The sequence below is a fragment of the Arthrobacter sp. OAP107 genome (genome assembly GCF_040546765.1).
Lineage (GTDB): Bacteria > Actinomycetota > Actinomycetes > Actinomycetales > Micrococcaceae > Arthrobacter.
In genome coordinates this window covers 4019596-4034563 of the sequence record NZ_JBEPOK010000001.1, presented here as the reverse complement: position 1 = coordinate 4034563, position 14968 = coordinate 4019596, and the positions used below count along the sequence as shown (strand labels likewise).

At 64.5% G+C, this 14968-nt stretch carries 15 protein-coding genes and 1 pseudogene; 8 read left to right on the top strand and 8 right to left on the bottom strand.

The genetic code is table 11. The annotated features are described in order from the left end of the window. Positions 1-89: 89 nt before the first annotated feature. Positions 90-1535, bottom strand: a complete 1446-nt coding sequence (locus ABIE00_RS18495; RefSeq protein WP_354262166.1) for an SLC13 family permease — start codon at positions 1533-1535, stop codon at positions 90-92. Positions 1536-1563: 28 nt separating this feature from the next. After that, entirely contained in the window at positions 1564-2685 is a 1122-nt protein-coding gene (locus tag ABIE00_RS18490) for a PrpF domain-containing protein (RefSeq protein ID WP_354262164.1), read from the bottom strand. Between the two features lie 219 nt (positions 2686-2904). Between ABIE00_RS18490 and ABIE00_RS18485 the strand changes: the two genes are divergently transcribed. Next, positions 2905-3864, top strand: coding sequence for a LysR family transcriptional regulator (locus tag ABIE00_RS18485; protein ID WP_502914232.1), 960 nt, complete (start codon positions 2905-2907; stop codon positions 3862-3864). Positions 3865-3936: 72 nt separating this feature from the next. On the opposite strand, the gene ABIE00_RS18480 is transcribed toward ABIE00_RS18485, so the two are convergent. Beyond that, positions 3937-4410, bottom strand: coding sequence for a DUF4383 domain-containing protein (locus ABIE00_RS18480; RefSeq protein WP_354262163.1), 474 nt, complete (start codon positions 4408-4410; stop codon positions 3937-3939). Between the two features lie 156 nt (positions 4411-4566). Next, complete coding sequence (locus tag ABIE00_RS18475; RefSeq protein ID WP_354262162.1) at positions 4567-5319, bottom strand: FadR/GntR family transcriptional regulator; 753 nt, start codon at positions 5317-5319, stop codon at positions 4567-4569. A 95-nt stretch (positions 5320-5414) separates the two neighbouring features. Between ABIE00_RS18475 and ABIE00_RS18470 the strand changes: the two genes are divergently transcribed. The 4 genes and pseudogenes from ABIE00_RS18470 (at position 5415) to ABIE00_RS18455 (ending at position 8480) form a co-directional block, all read left to right on the top strand. Then, positions 5415-6293, top strand: a complete 879-nt coding sequence (locus ABIE00_RS18470; protein WP_354262161.1) for a carbon-nitrogen hydrolase family protein — start codon at positions 5415-5417, stop codon at positions 6291-6293. Beyond that, a pseudogene (locus ABIE00_RS18465) lies at positions 6286-6531 on the top strand (Putrescine importer PuuP); the annotation flags it as partial. The gene ABIE00_RS18470 and the pseudogene ABIE00_RS18465, both read left to right, overlap by 8 nt. A gap of 79 nt (positions 6532-6610) precedes the next feature. After that, entirely contained in the window at positions 6611-7657 is a 1047-nt protein-coding gene (locus ABIE00_RS18460) for an APC family permease (protein WP_354262160.1), read from the top strand. A gap of 40 nt (positions 7658-7697) precedes the next feature. Then, positions 7698-8480: a carbon-nitrogen hydrolase family protein gene (locus ABIE00_RS18455; protein ID WP_354262159.1), complete on the top strand. Its 783-nt coding sequence runs from the start codon at positions 7698-7700 to the stop codon at positions 8478-8480. A 13-nt stretch (positions 8481-8493) separates the two neighbouring features. Here the strand turns inward: ABIE00_RS18455 and ABIE00_RS18450 are convergent, their stop codons facing one another. Then, entirely contained in the window at positions 8494-9309 is an 816-nt protein-coding gene (locus ABIE00_RS18450) for a slipin family protein (protein WP_354262158.1), read from the bottom strand. A 543-nt stretch (positions 9310-9852) separates the two neighbouring features. Continuing rightward, complete coding sequence (locus ABIE00_RS18445; protein ID WP_354262156.1) at positions 9853-10077, bottom strand: hypothetical protein; 225 nt, start codon at positions 10075-10077, stop codon at positions 9853-9855. 225 nt (positions 10078-10302) lie between these two features. Between ABIE00_RS18445 and ABIE00_RS18440 the strand changes: the two genes are divergently transcribed. Continuing rightward, positions 10303-11055, top strand: coding sequence for a hypothetical protein (locus ABIE00_RS18440; protein ID WP_354262155.1), 753 nt, complete (start codon positions 10303-10305; stop codon positions 11053-11055). Positions 11056-11183: 128 nt separating this feature from the next. After that, entirely contained in the window at positions 11184-11846 is a 663-nt protein-coding gene (locus ABIE00_RS18435) for a S1 family peptidase (protein ID WP_354262154.1), read from the top strand. Between the two features lie 111 nt (positions 11847-11957). On the opposite strand, the gene ABIE00_RS18430 is transcribed toward ABIE00_RS18435, so the two are convergent. Further along, positions 11958-12452: a class F sortase gene (locus ABIE00_RS18430; protein ID WP_354262153.1), complete on the bottom strand. Its 495-nt coding sequence runs from the start codon at positions 12450-12452 to the stop codon at positions 11958-11960. Positions 12453-12654: 202 nt separating this feature from the next. After that, on the bottom strand, positions 12655-13017 hold the full coding sequence (locus tag ABIE00_RS18425) for an excalibur calcium-binding domain-containing protein (protein WP_354262151.1): 363 nt from the start codon (positions 13015-13017) through the stop codon (positions 12655-12657). A gap of 281 nt (positions 13018-13298) precedes the next feature. Here ABIE00_RS18425 and ABIE00_RS18420 point away from each other — a divergent pair, with 281 nt between their 5' ends. Next, positions 13299-14705 (top strand): MFS transporter, encoded by a 1407-nt coding sequence (locus ABIE00_RS18420; RefSeq protein ID WP_354263421.1) that lies wholly within the window; start codon positions 13299-13301, stop codon positions 14703-14705. The last annotated feature ends 263 nt before the right edge of the window (positions 14706-14968 follow it).

The following is a 14968-nucleotide window of genomic DNA, read 5'->3' as shown; positions in this document are numbered from 1 at the left end:
CCGTCCGCTTGCCGGATGTGAATCCGGCAGTCCTGCCTGCCGGCGGTCACCGGCAGGCAGCAACCCTTGGGTGTTCCAACCGGGGTGGATCACATGATGCCGGTGGGTACCAGCAGGGCCCATGCCAGGGCCGGAGCCGCCAGGACCACGCCGCCGGCGTACATCATGAGCTGCTTGTACACGCGCTGGCGGTCGTTGTCGCGGGCGTTGGCGACGACCAGCGCGCCGTCGGTGGAGAAGGGGGAGACGTCCACCACGGTGGCCGCGATGGCGAGTGCCGCGACGGTTCCGGAGGCGCTCAGCGAACTGGTGGCCAGCAGCGGACCGGCCATCGGGATGAATGCGGTGAGCAGTGCGGTGGAGGAGGCGAAGGCGGACCCAACGCCGATGACGTAGCAGAGGACAAGGGCGATCAGGAGCGGGGCGCCCAGTGCGAGGGCCTGCTCGGCGAGGGTGTCGATGACGCCGACGTGCTGGAGCAGGGAGACGTAGGTGATCATGCCTGCCACCAGCAGGACGGTGGACCAGGAGATGCCGCTGATGAAGGTTTTGTGTTCCTTGATGTTCACGAAGGCCAGGAGCAGGCCGGCGGAGAGCGCGACGAACCCGATGGGCATGTGGAAGCCCAGGGTGCACACGAGGATCACGGCGATCAGTGCCAGCGTGAAGATCTGCTGGCCGTGAGGACGTCCGGTGCGGGGGGTGTCGAGGCCAGCGTATTCGTTGGCGTGCTTGTCGCGCAGCTTGCCGAGGAGGGCGAACAGCACGATGGTCAGGGCCGAAAGGATGAGGTTGAGGGCAAAGCTGGCGGTGAACAGCGCGCCCTGGGAGATGGGGAAGCCGTTTTTCAGTGAGATGTCGTGCACCAGCACGCCGGCGACGGACAGCGGGGAGAAACCGCCGGCATGGGCTCCGTTGATGACGAAGGCGCCCATGAGGACCGGGTGGATGCGTGACTCGTAGGCGAGTCCGAGGGCTGCCGGTGCCAGCAGTGCGACGGCGGCGGGGGAGAAGGTGCCCAGTGCCGTCAGTGCGGCGGCCAGGAGGAAGAACACCCACGGCAGGAGCATTGTCTTGCCCCTGACCAGGCGGACGCAGGTCTGGACGATGATGTCGATGGACCCGTTCCGCTGGGCCATGCTGAAGAAGTAGGTGACACCGATGATTGTCAGGACGATGCTGGCCGGGAACTCCTCAAGGATCTCCTTGTCGCTCATGCCGAGTATGAAATACCCGACGCCGAAGGAGGCAACCAGCCCCATCACCCCGATGTTCAGCGGCCATTTGGTGGCGACCACGAACATCACGACGAGGATGACGAGCGGGATGATCTGGGTGGCTGTCATGGTCGGCTCCGATTCCGAGGCGGCCGCGGGGTTGAACATGACACCCCCGAACAGGAGGGCGGCCAGACCCAGAATAGCGGTGGCGACTACCGTCATCAGCAGGATACGGCGGCGGCGGTTGGGACGCGGGGAGCGGTCCTCGCGGGTGTCGGTGTCCAGGAGTGCTGGTTGTTCTTCAGTCTTAGTCATGATGCTCTCTCCTCGTTGAGGGCGCTGGTCAGTTGGTGGCGCTGGCGAAGGAGGCGTCGACGGCGCTGCCGAGGGCCTCGGGGAGGTGGATGGTGGTGGTCGCGATGGTGCGGGCGGTCCGGTCGACGCCGACGAGCAGGGATCCGTCCCGTTCCTCACTCCAGGTTTCGATCACGCCGGCCGGTGTCCGCAGCCGCAGGGTGGGGCGGACGGTGCTGCCGGTGATGTCGTTAAGCACGGTGCCCGGGGTGCGGGCGGCGAGGGTCAGCGCGATGCTGCCGGTGATGGCGAGCGCCGGGTGGGGCTTGCCCATCGAGAGCATCATGACGCTGACGTCGCTTTCCGAGTCTGCGTGGGCCGGTGAAGCTGCGATGGCCACCTTGGGGACGGCACGGGCTGCCTCGGCGGTGGTGGCTGCGAGCCCCATCCGCACTGCGGCCTGGCGGCGGATGTGCTCCAGCGTCTCCAGCTGCAGCTCTACCCCGGCGAACCAGCTGTCGTAGCGCTCCGGGTCAAGGCCCAGGTCCCCGGCCCGGAGAATGACTACCGGTGCTCCGGCGTCGACCATGGAGACGGTCCAGCGGGTTCCGCCGGCGGTGATGGTGTCTGAGGCGGAACCTGTGGGAAGCAGCTGGCCGGTGGTTTTGCCGGCAGGGTCCTGGAAGCCGAGGCCCACCCGGTACCCGGGGAACGGGACGCCGGGCATCTGGGCCTGCGGCACGATCGGAAGGGCGCCGGACGGCGTGGACACCCGCTGGATGATGATCTGGCCGGTGTTGGTGTTGCGGGTCACGATCCGGGTGATGTCGCCGGTGGGCACCACCCAGCCTTTTTCGATGGCGTAGAGGCCGACCACTGCCGAGCAGTTGCCGCAGTTGCTGCCCCAGTCCACAGCGGCCTCTTCGATGCCTACCTGGGCGAAAGTGAATTCGACATCAACGTCATCGTCGCTGACCGGGCGGTGAAGGATCATCGCTTTGCTGGTGGTGGAGGTCGCCCCGCCCACGCCGTCGATCTGCCGGTGGTCCGGGCTGCCGAACAGCCGGGGAAGCAGGACATCCGGGCTGGTTCCTGTCTCGCCCAGGTGTCCGGTTTCGAAGACCCAGCACTTGCTGGTGCCTCCACGCATCCACTCCGCTTCGATCTTCATGATCCCGTTCCTCGCTTCTCTACCGCCCCGAGGTTCGGAGCCTTACTTCGAGATTGAGCCAGATCACAAATGAAGACAATGTTGGATTTCTGTTGGTCTATGTAGACTTCCTTCATTCACTGAGTTTCAGGGGCTGGAGAACCAATGAAAATGCCCTTTGGCGCACCGACTGGGCCGCGAGTTCCAGCGAGTCACATGCCGGCTGCATAGAATGAACCATTGGAGGAGAAGGGTGAAGAAGTGGTTAACGATGAAGCCCAAGATTTATTCGACATCCGGCGGCTGGCCCTGCTGGTGGAGGTCGTCGAGCAGGGATCGATCACTGCTGCGGCCGAACTGATGCTGTACACGCCCTCAGCGGTCTCCCAACAGCTGCGGAAGCTCGAGCAGGAAGTCGGGCAGCCTCTCCTCAACCGCCGTTCCCGCGGGGTGGTCCCCACGGAGGCCGGCCAGGTGCTCGCCGGCCACGCCCGCAAGATCGTCGGGCAGATGCGGGCCGCCCAGTCCGACCTGGACCAGATCGCGGGACTTAAACGCGGTTCCCTGACCGTAGGCACGTTTCCGACGCTCGCCGGCTCATTCATGCCGGTTGTCATCCGGGCCTTCAAGAAGAGGTACCCGGCGATTGGCCTCTCACTTCGGAGTGCGCGCTTCGAGGAGCTTGTTGAAGACCTCCAGTCGGGAGTCACCGGGCTGTGCCTGCTTTGGGACTACCCCTGGAACCGCTTTCATGACGATTCCATCCGGATCACCGAAGTCTTCCAGGAAAGCACCGTCCTTCTGGTGTCCCGCGGGCACCCGCTTGCGGACCGCGACGAGATCCGCATGGAAGAGCTCCGGAAGGAATCGTGGATCGTGCGGGCCGAGGCCCACCCTGTGGTGGAGGTGCTGCAGCGCTCAGCCCATGCCGCGGGGTTTGAGCCAACCATTGGCTTCCTGGCCAACGACTACCAGGAGGCCCAGGCGATGGTGAGCGTCGGGATGGGCGTGGCCATGGTGCCCAAGACTGCTGTGGCCCTGCAGCACCCGGACGTCCGGGTCATTAGCCTCGGTTCCGCCGCGCCTTTGCGGCGGGTATTGCTGGCCCAGCGCCAGGACAAGGTCTACGCCCCGGCGGAGGTGGCTTTCCACTCCACCCTGCTGGAAATCGCCCGCGAGCATGCCGGGGATTATCTGTAGCAAACGCGACGACGGCCGCCCCGAAAAGGGGACGGCCGCCGTCGTTGGTTAATTCAGGACCGTGGGTCCGCGCTATGGCGTGGCGGTTCCCCTCGTCCGGTCCATGGCATCCCTGCCGAGCCAGAGGCCCAAACCGACCATGGCGAGGCCGAGGATCAGGTGCAGCCAGTTGTCGGCAGAGTTGAACGGGACGAAGTTGGCGCCCGTGTTCATGTCGATGACCAGGCCGTACAGCCACAGAACGATGTACACGATGCCGCCGCCCAGCAAGAACCAGCGGGCCGCTGAGCCAGTCCTGGCCATTGCGATGCCGGCCGCGCCGAACAGCAGATGCACGATGTTGTGCAGTACGGACACCTGGAAGACGCCAAGCAGCATGGCCCCGGAGTCATGTCCGGCAAAGCTCATGGCGCCGTAGTTGGTGGTGATTCCCGGGATGAACCCGAGGACGCCCACCAGCAGGAAAACGACACCAAGACCCAAGGCGGTGTTGTGAAGGGACAGCCCCATAGCGTGGTGGTGTGCGGGGTGTGAAGCGGTTGTCATTAGTCTCCCTTTCACGGTGACTGCCGGCTCTTCGAATGGAGAACCGGCTCGCGGCAAGGAGTCGCAGGAATCCTGCCGACGTCCACAGCCTACTCCTGAAAACCGCGCGTGTGCAGGGAGTATGGCGGTTACCAGGGCATTCCGTTCAGCAGCGGATCAGGGTGTTTCGGCGGTGTCCTTCGCCAGGCCCATGAACATGGTCCGGTGCAGGATGTCCACGTGCTTGCGGGAGATTTCGACGGCGGTGCCCCCGTCCCCGGCGCGCAGCGCCGCCACCAGCTCAATGTGGTCGCCGTTGGATTTGTGCAGCAGCTCGATCGGGTAGGGGATGAAGTAGGCGTAGAGCTCGGCCAGCGTCTCGTGGTAAACCCCGACGGCGGTCCCCAGACAAGAGGCTGTGCCCACCAGTTGGTGGAACTGCTCGTCGGCCTGGTGGTACGCGGACCAGTCGGTGGACTCGGCCATGTCCCGGGTGAGCCGCTCGAGCTCGTCGAGCTGCTCGGCCGTGGCGTTGACCGCCGCATAGTGCGTCACCGCGCATTCGAAGAGCAGCCGCCGGTCCACCAGCCGGTTCACGGCCTGCGACTCCGCCGGCGATGCGGTGAGTTCGGCCAGCACCTGACGTGGCGGCTCGTCCGCCACGAAGGTCCCGCCGGCCCGGCCGCGCCGCCGGACCACCACGCCCTGGTCCGCCAGGCTCGCCAGTGCACGGCGGGCGGTGATCGGGCTGACGGACAGGCCGAGCGCCACATCCTCCTGGTCGGGCAGGCGCTCGCCGGGCTTCAGCAGCCCCAGCGAAATCGCCATGCCGATGCGCAGCCGCACGGCGTCGATGGCGCTTCTGCGGTCGATGCCGGCCAAGGCGCCGGAACCGATGGGGGAGGCGGTGTCCTCCAACTGACGGGTCATATCCGCTACTTTACGGCCCATCTCAGCCCCTTCCCATAATTGGATCATTCTGATCTAATATAGTGCAGATCACACCCCAACGCGGAGACAAACCCATGCAACGCATCCTTCCCCTCATTGCTGCCCAAGCCCGGCCCCGGCTGATCGGCGAACCCGTTACGGCCTTCGCAGACGAGGTCAAAGCTGCCCTCGAAACCAAGCCGGACAGCAACCTCGTGGTCTTTCCGGAGCTCCATCTCTTCGGCGACGGGAACCCGGACCGGCAGCGCACCGAAGCGCTGCAGGACTCGGCAGAACCGCTGGACGGACCGAGAGTCAAGGAACTGAAAGAGCTCGCCGCGGACCTCGGCATCTGGCTGGTGCCGGGCAGCGTGTGCGAGCGCGGCCCGGAAGGCCAGCTGTTCAATACCCAGCTGGTGCTGTCGCCGGAGGGGGAGCTGGCCGGCTACTACCGGAAGATCTTCCCGTGGCGTCCGTTCGAGCCATACGACCCGGGCGACCGGTTCACCACCGTGGAGCTCACCGGCATCGGCAGGGTGGGTCTGAACATCTGCTACGACGCCTGGTATCCGGAGGTGTCCCGCCAGCTGGCCTGGATGGGCGCCGAGGTGATCCTCAACGTCGTCAAGACCACCACCCCGGACCGGCGGCAGGAGCTGGTGCTGGCCAAGGCGAACGCCATCGTGAACCAGGTGTTCGTGGTCAGCGTCAACTGCGCCGGCCCTACCGGCCAGGGCAAGAGCATCATCGTCGACCCCGAGGGCAACACCATCGCCGAAGCCGGGGACGACGCCGCGGTGCTGCTCGCAGCGGACCTGGACCTGGCCGCCGTCGAGCACGTCAGAACGCACGGGACGGAGAACCTCAACCGTCCCTGGTCCCAGTTCCGGGACGGCGAGGCCGCCGTCGAACTTCCCGTCTACCAGGGCCGGATCAATCCGCTGACCTGGACGCCCCCCACTTTCAATGCCTAAGGAAAACCACGTGACCACTCCAACCCTGACCCGCACGCTGAAGCTGCCGTCGCTGGTGCTGTTCGGCCTGGCGTACCTGACCCCGCTGATCGTCCTGGCCATCTTCGGCCTCATCGCCGAGACCACGGGCGGGGCGGCGCCGTCGGCCTACCTCGTGGCGATGGTGGCCATGCTGTTCACGGCCCACAGCTACGGCCGGATGGCGGTCGCCTACCCGGTGGCCGGCTCCGCGTACACGTACGTGCGCCGGTCCATCGATCCCCGGGTGGGCTTCCTGGTGGGCTGGGCGATCCTGCTGGACTACCTCTTCCCTGCCCATGGTGATCTGGCTGATCGGCTCCTCGTATCTGAGCGCGCAGTTCCCGGGCGTGCCCATGTGGCTGTGGATTGTGGGCTTTATCCTCATCACCACGGTGCTGAATATCCTGGGCATCAAGGTGGCGGACAAGGCGAACTATGTGCTGATGGCGTTCCAGCTGCTGGTGATCGTGTTCTTCGTGGTGCTGGCCATCGGCAACGTGGTGTCCGCCTCCGGCGCCGGCGGACTGGCCAGCACGGAGCCGTTCTTCAACGGCACGTCCAGCTTCGCCACCATCTCCGCCGGTGCGGCCATCGCGGCGTACTCGTTCCTGGGGTTCGATGCCGTCACCACCCTCACCGAGGAAACCGTGGACCCGCGCCGGAACGTGCCCCGCGCCATCATGCTCATCGCGCTGATCGGCGGCGGCATCTTCGTGGCCGTCTCCTACGTCACCCAGCTGGTGCACCCGGGCGGCGTGTTCGAGGACTCGGCGTCCGCGGCCAGCGCCATCGCGCTGCAGATCGGCGGGCAGGTCTTCGGTGCGGTGTTCCTCGCCGGGCTGGTGGTGGCGCAGTTCGCCTCCGGCCTGGCCGCGCAGGCCAGCGCGTCCCGCCTGATCTACGCGATGGGCCGTGACTCGGTCCTGCCCAAGGCCATCTTCGGCCGGCTCAGCGCGAAGTACCACACGCCCGTGGTGAACCTGGTGGTCACCGGCATCGTGGGCCTGATCGCGATCTTCCTGGACGTGGCGACGTCGACGTCGTTCATCAACTTCGGCGCCTTCACCGCCTTCACGCTGGTCAACGTCTCCGCGGTGTTCCACTACGTGCGCCGGCGCCGCGCGGGGGAGCAGCTGAACGCCGTCTCGTACGTTGTGGTCCCGGCGGTCGGTGCGATCGTCTGTGCCTACCTGCTCTCCCAGCTGGACAGCAACGCCATTACGCTGGGACTGAGCTGGCTTGCCTTGGGGATTGTGGTGCTGGCGCTGATCACGCGCGGCTTCCGGGCGGCGCCGCCGGAAATGACGACGACGGAGAAGGCCACCGTGGAGGCCGCCGCCTAAGTTTTCTGTACTGGATGCTGACGAGACTGGAGGAACCGGCGTGAAGATAGCGCTCGGGCAGCTGGAGTCCGGCACGGACATCCAGGCGAACCTGGCCGCCATCGACCGGTTCGCCGCGTCCGCCGCCGGCGACGGCGCCACCCTGGTGGCCTTCCCGGAGTACGCCACGTACGAGAAGAAGATCGTGGACGCCTCGTTCCCGGCAGTGGCCGAGCCGCTGGACGGCCCGGTCTGCCGGGAACTCGCCGCCACCGCGGCCCGCAACGGCATCACGCTGGTGGCGGGCGTGGTGGAGGCGTCTGAGGAACCCGGCAAGGCGTACAACACGCTGGTGGCGTTCGGTCCTTCCGGTGCACGGTTGGCCGCATACCGGAAGATCCACCTGTTCGACGCGCAGGGCTTCGGGGAGTCGACGTTCATCAAGCCCGGGCCGTCCACCGAGCCCGTGGTGTTTGAGGCCGGCGGAGCGTGGTTCGGTCTGATGACCTGCTACGACCTGCGGTTCCCGGAGCTGGCCAGGTCCCTGGCCGACGCCGGCGCCCAGGTGCTGCTTGTCTGCTCGTCCTGGGTGCCGGGCACCCACAAGACGGAGCAATGGCTGGCGCTGAACGCGGCCCGGGCGATCGAAAACAGCGTCTATGTGGCAGGCGTGTGCCAGGCGCCGCCGGTCTCCGTTGGCCGCAGTATCCTGGTGGATCCGATGGGGTACGTCGAGGCGGACCTCGGACTGGAGCCTGGGGTGCGGGCGGTGGATTTGTCTCTGTCTACGGTGGCGCGGGTGAAGGAGCAGTTCCCCATGTTCCGGCAGCGGCGGCTGGGGTAGGGGCCGACGGCAGTTATGCCGCTTTCACGGGTGTCTTGCCGCCGGATGATGCCGCGGCCAGGTTTTCGCGGGCCAGGAACGCCGAGAGTTCGCCGATGGTGCTCATCAGAGGTGCGGGGAAGACGACTGTGGTGTTCTTGTCGACGCCGATTTCCACCAGGGACTGCAGGTTCCTCAACTGCAGGGCCAGCGGGTGGGCCATCATGGTGTCGGAGGCGTCGCCGAGGGCCGCTGCGGCGATGGCTTCACCTTCGGCGGCGATGATCTTCGCCCTCTTTTCGCGTTCGGCTTCAGCCTGGCGGGCCATGGCACGTTTCATGCTTTCGGGCAGCTGGATGTCCTTGAGCTCCACCAAGGTGACCTCGACGCCCCATTCGACGGTGAGCACGTCGAGGATTTCACGGATATCGACGTTGATCCGCTCGGTCTCGGACAGGGTCTGGTCAAGGGTGTGCCGGCCAACGACTTTCCGCAGGGTCGTCTGGGCGATCTGGTCGATGGCCGCGGCCACGTTTTCGATCGCGACGACGGACTTCACCGCGTCGACCACCCGGTAGTACGCGACCGCTGAGACATCGACGCTCACGTTGTCCTGGGTGATGATGCCCTGGGACTGGATGGGCATGGTCACGATCCGCAGGCTCACCAGCGGCAGCCGGTCGATGACAGGGATGATCAGCCGCAGGCCGGGATCCCTGACTCCGATGACCCTGCCGAGCCGGAAGAGCACGCCCTTCTCATACTGGCGCACGATCCGGATCGACATTTTCGCAACGATGAGCAGCAGTACGACGAGGACGACAATGACGATAGTGGTGGTGGGGTCCATCAGGATCCCCTCCTGGTCTTTCTGAGGGGGACGTGCCGGCGCCGGGTCCGGCGCCGTGACAGGTGTCCTTGCTCTATTTTCCCATCAAATGGTGAAAAAGAGCCTTTAGGTATATCTGCTGGACGATCGCGGGCTCTTAAGGCGGGCGGCCAGGAGGGCTGACGCCACTGCTGGTCGCGTGGTGCTTTCACAGCCTCTTCAAAGGGCCTTCTGTCGCTGCCTTTTTGTTCCTGCGAAACGATCAGTCAATGGGGCTTTGGAGCAGGGCACAGATGGCAAACGCCAAAATTCGCAGTCCGACATCTGTCACTGTGTCCCAGGTCGTGGCCGATGGTCAAACCTCGCTGCACCACTTGGTCCTGCGCGGTCTTGCCAAGGGAGCGCTTCCCGGTGGCTATCCCTACGATGAACCCCGAGACGAAAGGTCCGAGGACTATCAGGAGACCCTGCACCAGCACCGATCGTCGGTGCGCCCTGCGGAGTAGGAAATTTCCGGTTGAAGCAGGCTTCTCCGCCGCTCACATCCTCACTAACGCAAACTCACTAATGCAGAATGGCGCTGATCTCTGCCCTGACCAGGCGCTCGGCCAGTTGGCCAAGGTCCAGGTTCAGGACAGCGTTGAGGGCGCGTGCCATGTTGGGCGCTGCGGCAAGGAATTCGGCCAGGCCCGGATCGGATTCCAACTCCCGACCGAGGTTGTCCCTAACCTCATCAGCAGTCCAATGGCTGCCGGTGTGCTGACTGCTGAGTACCGTCTTAGCATTCATGGCCCTGTCCTTCCCCGCGCCCTGAGCCGTTTGGCTTTCATATAGGCGACTATGCCGGGAAGCGCTCAAGAACCGGTCAAGCATTCAGCTAAATTTGTGCAGGATTTGTTCAGGTTTTCGTGCGTGTGCCACGCCGTGCAGTGGAGCGGGTGCCGGAGCAATTTCCTGTGTTCCGGCAGCGGTGGCTGGGGTAGGGCGTTCTGAACCTCGACGAAAACATGTCCTGTGCAATCGCGCTGGTTAGTCGAGAATCAAGAAAAGCGCAAGAAAACAGCAGGTTTGGCCGAAGTAGGAAGCAGCGATATACGGCCCCGATTAGACTTTTTGATATTGGCGATGTTCTTCGCGATCCATGAGAAAGAGTCCCGAGAGTTGGAAGAGTTGTATCCGAACGGCAGTTGGGCGCCACCCCTATATCGTGCCCCCCGCCGCTGGCCCTTCATTGTTTCGATCGTCATCCTGGCGCTGGTTGCTGCAGGCTTGGGTGCTGCTTTCGCCTATTCCACGTACTCCGCCCAGCAATGGCGGAGCACCGCTAATAAGACATCCGATGATCTTGCAAAAAAGTCCGATGATCTTGCAGCGATGACGAAGCAACGGGATAGCTTCAAGAGCGACGCGCAGGACCTGCAAAGCCGCCTCGACGACGTGAACAGCCAACTGGCGGAGACGCAGAGCAAGCTCACCGGCGTTACAACAGACTACAACACAGCAACAGAGCGGGTCCGCTCCCTGGCTGACGAAAAGGCCCAGGCGGGGGATGACGCCGCTTACATGGCGACGTTAGTTGCGATGTCGCAGGGGGTGACTGAGGAAATGGACACTTGCATTAGTGACCTGCAAAAACTCCAAACCTATTTGGTGGATTTCTCGTCATATGATCCCGACGCTCTCATCACATACGCAAGGCAGATCAACGACGGCTGCAATAAGGCCCGGGCCGACAGCGACGCCCTCTCCAAGAAGTTGGCGGGTTGAGAACTCGCTCTCGTCCGGCTGTGAAGGTGCCCCTGCTAGTACTGCTCTTGTCTTCGGGACTGGTGGGCTGCGGGCTTGTTCCTACACCCCCGCCTGCCGCAACTTCCAGCTCTGCTCCCGCTGAGCCGGTGAGCGAGACGTCACCGGCACACAGCGCGCCGGTGACGCACACTGTGCCTCCGACCCACTCGGTCGATCAGGTGGAAGCGCACGGCTTTACGGATTACGAACGGGCTGCCCTGCGCGTGCGCAATGTCGGGTGCGGAGGTGTTGCGAGGGGCTCCGGCTTTGCAATTTCCGACCACGTATTCGTTACTAATCGCCACGTCATAGGTGGCGCCGCTGTCATCCAAGTCAGTACCTATGACGGGCATGACATTGAGGTCGCCACAGCCGGCGCCGCGGTCGTAGCCGACCTAGCCTTGGTCTGGACGAAGGAAGCGTTGCCCGCGACGATTGCTCTGGCCACCGCGAACCCTGATGAGGGGACGAACGTTACCGCAGTTGGCTATCCCCTGGGTGGCCCGCTGACCACGACTCACGGACGGGTTTTGGGGTATGCTCCCGACCCTGTCGGGTGGTCGTCTATTCCCATGCTCGTGAATGATGCCCCGATCGAGCATGGCAGTTCGGGAAGCCCACTCATCAACGATGCTGGGCAACTGGTTGGTGTCGTCTATGCGTCCGATGGCGACCGATATGCGGTGCCTGTAGAAACTCTGATACAAGTCCTGAACAACCCAGACAACTACGCCAGTTCCGCAAATTGCGATGGCGTTCTTGGGCAGTGAAGCGGAATTCGTTTCTCTGACGGGCTGCTGCTAACGAAAAACGGGCCCGCTGCATATAGCAGCGGGCCCTCTTCTCGGCCGATTCCGTCGAAGTCAGGTCGAATGGGCCGATTAGGCAACGAGTTTTGCGAAGACGACATAGTTGTCGTCGAACAGTCCTGTCGCTGGGTCGTAACCGTCACAGGTAATCAGCCGAAGTTCCGGCCCTTCGGTGTTCCCGTAGACGGTCTGTGTCGGGAAAGCGTCCTTGGAGTACGCCTCAGCGTGATCAAAAGTGAAAACGCTCGTCGTGCCGTCCTGTCGGGCAACCATGATCAGGTCACCCACTTTGAGCTGGCGGAGGTTTGCGAAGACGCCCGGCCCACCGTCGGTGGCATTGACGTGACCCAGAAGGACGGCGGGCCCAAGCTCGCCGGGCGTCGGAGAACCGTTGTACCACCCAGCCGGGGCGCCTGGACCATCCGGCGGCACTTCCACGGAACCGTCAGCCTTGAGCCCGAGGCTTAGCAGTTCGGACTCGATGCCGACGGACGGAACGCTGATGGAAACCGGGTCCGAAGCTGGCAGAACCTTCTGCGGCGTTGAGGTAGGCGATGCTGACGGCACCGCAGTGTGGGTGGAAGCCGCAGTCTGGACTGGAGATGCGGGAGTTGCAGTGGCTGCTGCAGGGGCAGCCACCGATTGCACCGAGGCGCTCGTTGCGCAGCCGGTTAGGAGTAGCAACGCGACCGCCGCAGATGCCAGGCGGCATCTGCGGCGGGCGCTGGTCGAGCTAGTCATACGACGCTTTGATTCCGGTCCGGGACTGTTATGCCCGGACGGACGCGCGGCGACGCACGATCATCGACCCGGCCAGAGCAGCTACGGCAAGACCGCCGATGGCAAGGAACTCCGTGCCGTTGTTCACCGGCTGAGCAACTCCGGTCTCAGCGCCGCCTACGGGCATCTGTACAACCTGGGCCGGAACCTGGTTGCCGACAGCCGGAGCCGGAGCGACCTGCGTGGTTCCGCTGCCAGCGGCGGCACGCTCACAGGCGATCCCGTCGTTGTCCCGGTCGAGCCGCGGCGCATACCCCGGTGCGCCCGCCGGGATGTTGACGAAGCCGGCCGCCGCTGCTGCGTCGCAGTTCGGGAAGGAAACGGTCGTGGCGTTGGCCGGTGCTGCTGTCATCGCTGACAGTCCGAGAACTGCTGCCACTGCCAAGAGAGATACGCTCTTTTTCATTCTTTGTCCCCATTCTTCTGGTGCGCGCCATACAGGGCGAGTGCAGACGATCAGTGAAGGGGGAAGTCCGCAGCACGCCCTGCTGGCGAGTGATATTGGCATTTACCTTGCAAGTTATATCAAGCGAAATGGTTGAAGTGTCAATGTGACGCGAACCGCAAAATCGTGCCGCCGTGCGGGTGTTACGCTGAGCGTTTCCCTGGCAAAGTTGGGGACTTAAGCTGGTGATGCGGAAGACTGTTGCCGTGAGCAACTCTCCCCGCACCGGCAACCAAACCCGCCAGCGCACCGGCCTCGCGGTGGCAGGCCTCAGCCTGGGCACGTCGCTGAACCCACTGAACTCGTCGATGATCGCCGTCGCACTGGTGGTGCTGCGCGAGGACTTCCGGCTCGACGTCGCCACGGTCACCTGGGTGATCACGGCCTTCTACATCACCTCGGCCGCGGGGCAGCCGCTGATGGGCAGGCTCGCGGACAGGTTCGGACCGCGGAAACTCTTCATGCTCGGCATGGCGCTGGTGGCGGTGTCCTGCGCGCTGGCGCCCTTCTCGCCCAACTTTGTGTTCGTCTGCGTCGCCCGCGCGCTCATGGCATTGGGGACGGCGACGGCGTACCCGAGCGCCGTCGTCATGGTCGGCACCCTGGCCAGGATGGCCGACACGACGTCAACCAGACCCCTCGGGCGGATCCAGATGGCCAACACCTCCGGGGCGGCGGTGGGACCGGTGGTCGGCGGGTTGCTGGTGAGTCTGGTCGGCTGGCAGGCGCTGTTCCTGATCAACGTGCCGCTGGCGCTGGCCGCGCTGCTGATCGTGCGGAAGGCGGCACCACCGGACGAGCGCAGGGAACAGGGAAAAATCGCCACCCTGCTGCGCGATTCCGACATCCCCGGCATCCTGGCGTTCACGGGCGGCATGGTGCTGTTGCTCATGGGCCTGCTGAATGCACTGCCCGGTTTCCGCTGGTGGCTGCTGGGCGGAGCCATGCTTCTGGCGGTGCTGTTCGCCTGGCGCGAGCTGCGCTTCGACCGTCCGTTCCTGGACCTGCGGCTGCTCGGCAGGAACCGGCCGCTGCTGCTGGTGTACTTGGGCTTCACGGTGTTCAGCGGCGTCTACTACTTCGCGTTCTTCGGGCTGCCCCAGCTGCTGCAGGAAGCCGCAGGCTACAACCCCGGCGTGGTGGGAGTGCTGATGCTGCCGCTGGCGGCGATGTCCGTCGTTGTTACGCCGCTCGCCGTCCGCGCGATCGACAGGTTTGGCGTGCGGCGGGTGCTGATTGCCGGCGTCGTGCTCCTGACCGTCGCGGCAGCGGCGCTCTGGCTCCTGACGGCGTCGTTCGCCATCCTGCTGGTGCTGGTGCTGACCGCCCTGATGGGTGTGCCGTACGGGTCGGTCAGCATCGCGTCCAACCAGGGGCTGTACCTCTCCGCAGCGCCGGAGGACAGGGGAGTGGCCGCCGGGATCTTCCAGACCTGCCGGTACGTCGGCGCCATCAGCGCCACGGTGATGATCGGCATCTTCTACGGCACCGGCGTCACCCAGGAGAACTGGGGCCGCATGGTGCTGGTGATGCTAGTCCTCTGCGTGGTGACGTTCGTGGTGTCGCTGCTGTGGCGGGAACGGAAAGCGGCGTAGGGCGGACGACGGCGGCAAGCGCCGTGAGTGCGGAGGTGGACCGAGGCGTTGGGGCCAATATTGGACCGGGATGTCCGCGCTTCCGGCCCAAGCGTTAAGCACTGAATTCCCATTGCGACGAGCAATCTCAAGATTGGCTCAAGACTGAATCAACGTTGGCCCAAGATCGCCGCAGTTTGCGTTCTCACGGCATGGCGAGAAATAGGCTTCTCATTAGCAAGATTTCGGCTTAGAAAAAGGCCCGGCGATTCGCCGGGCCTTTA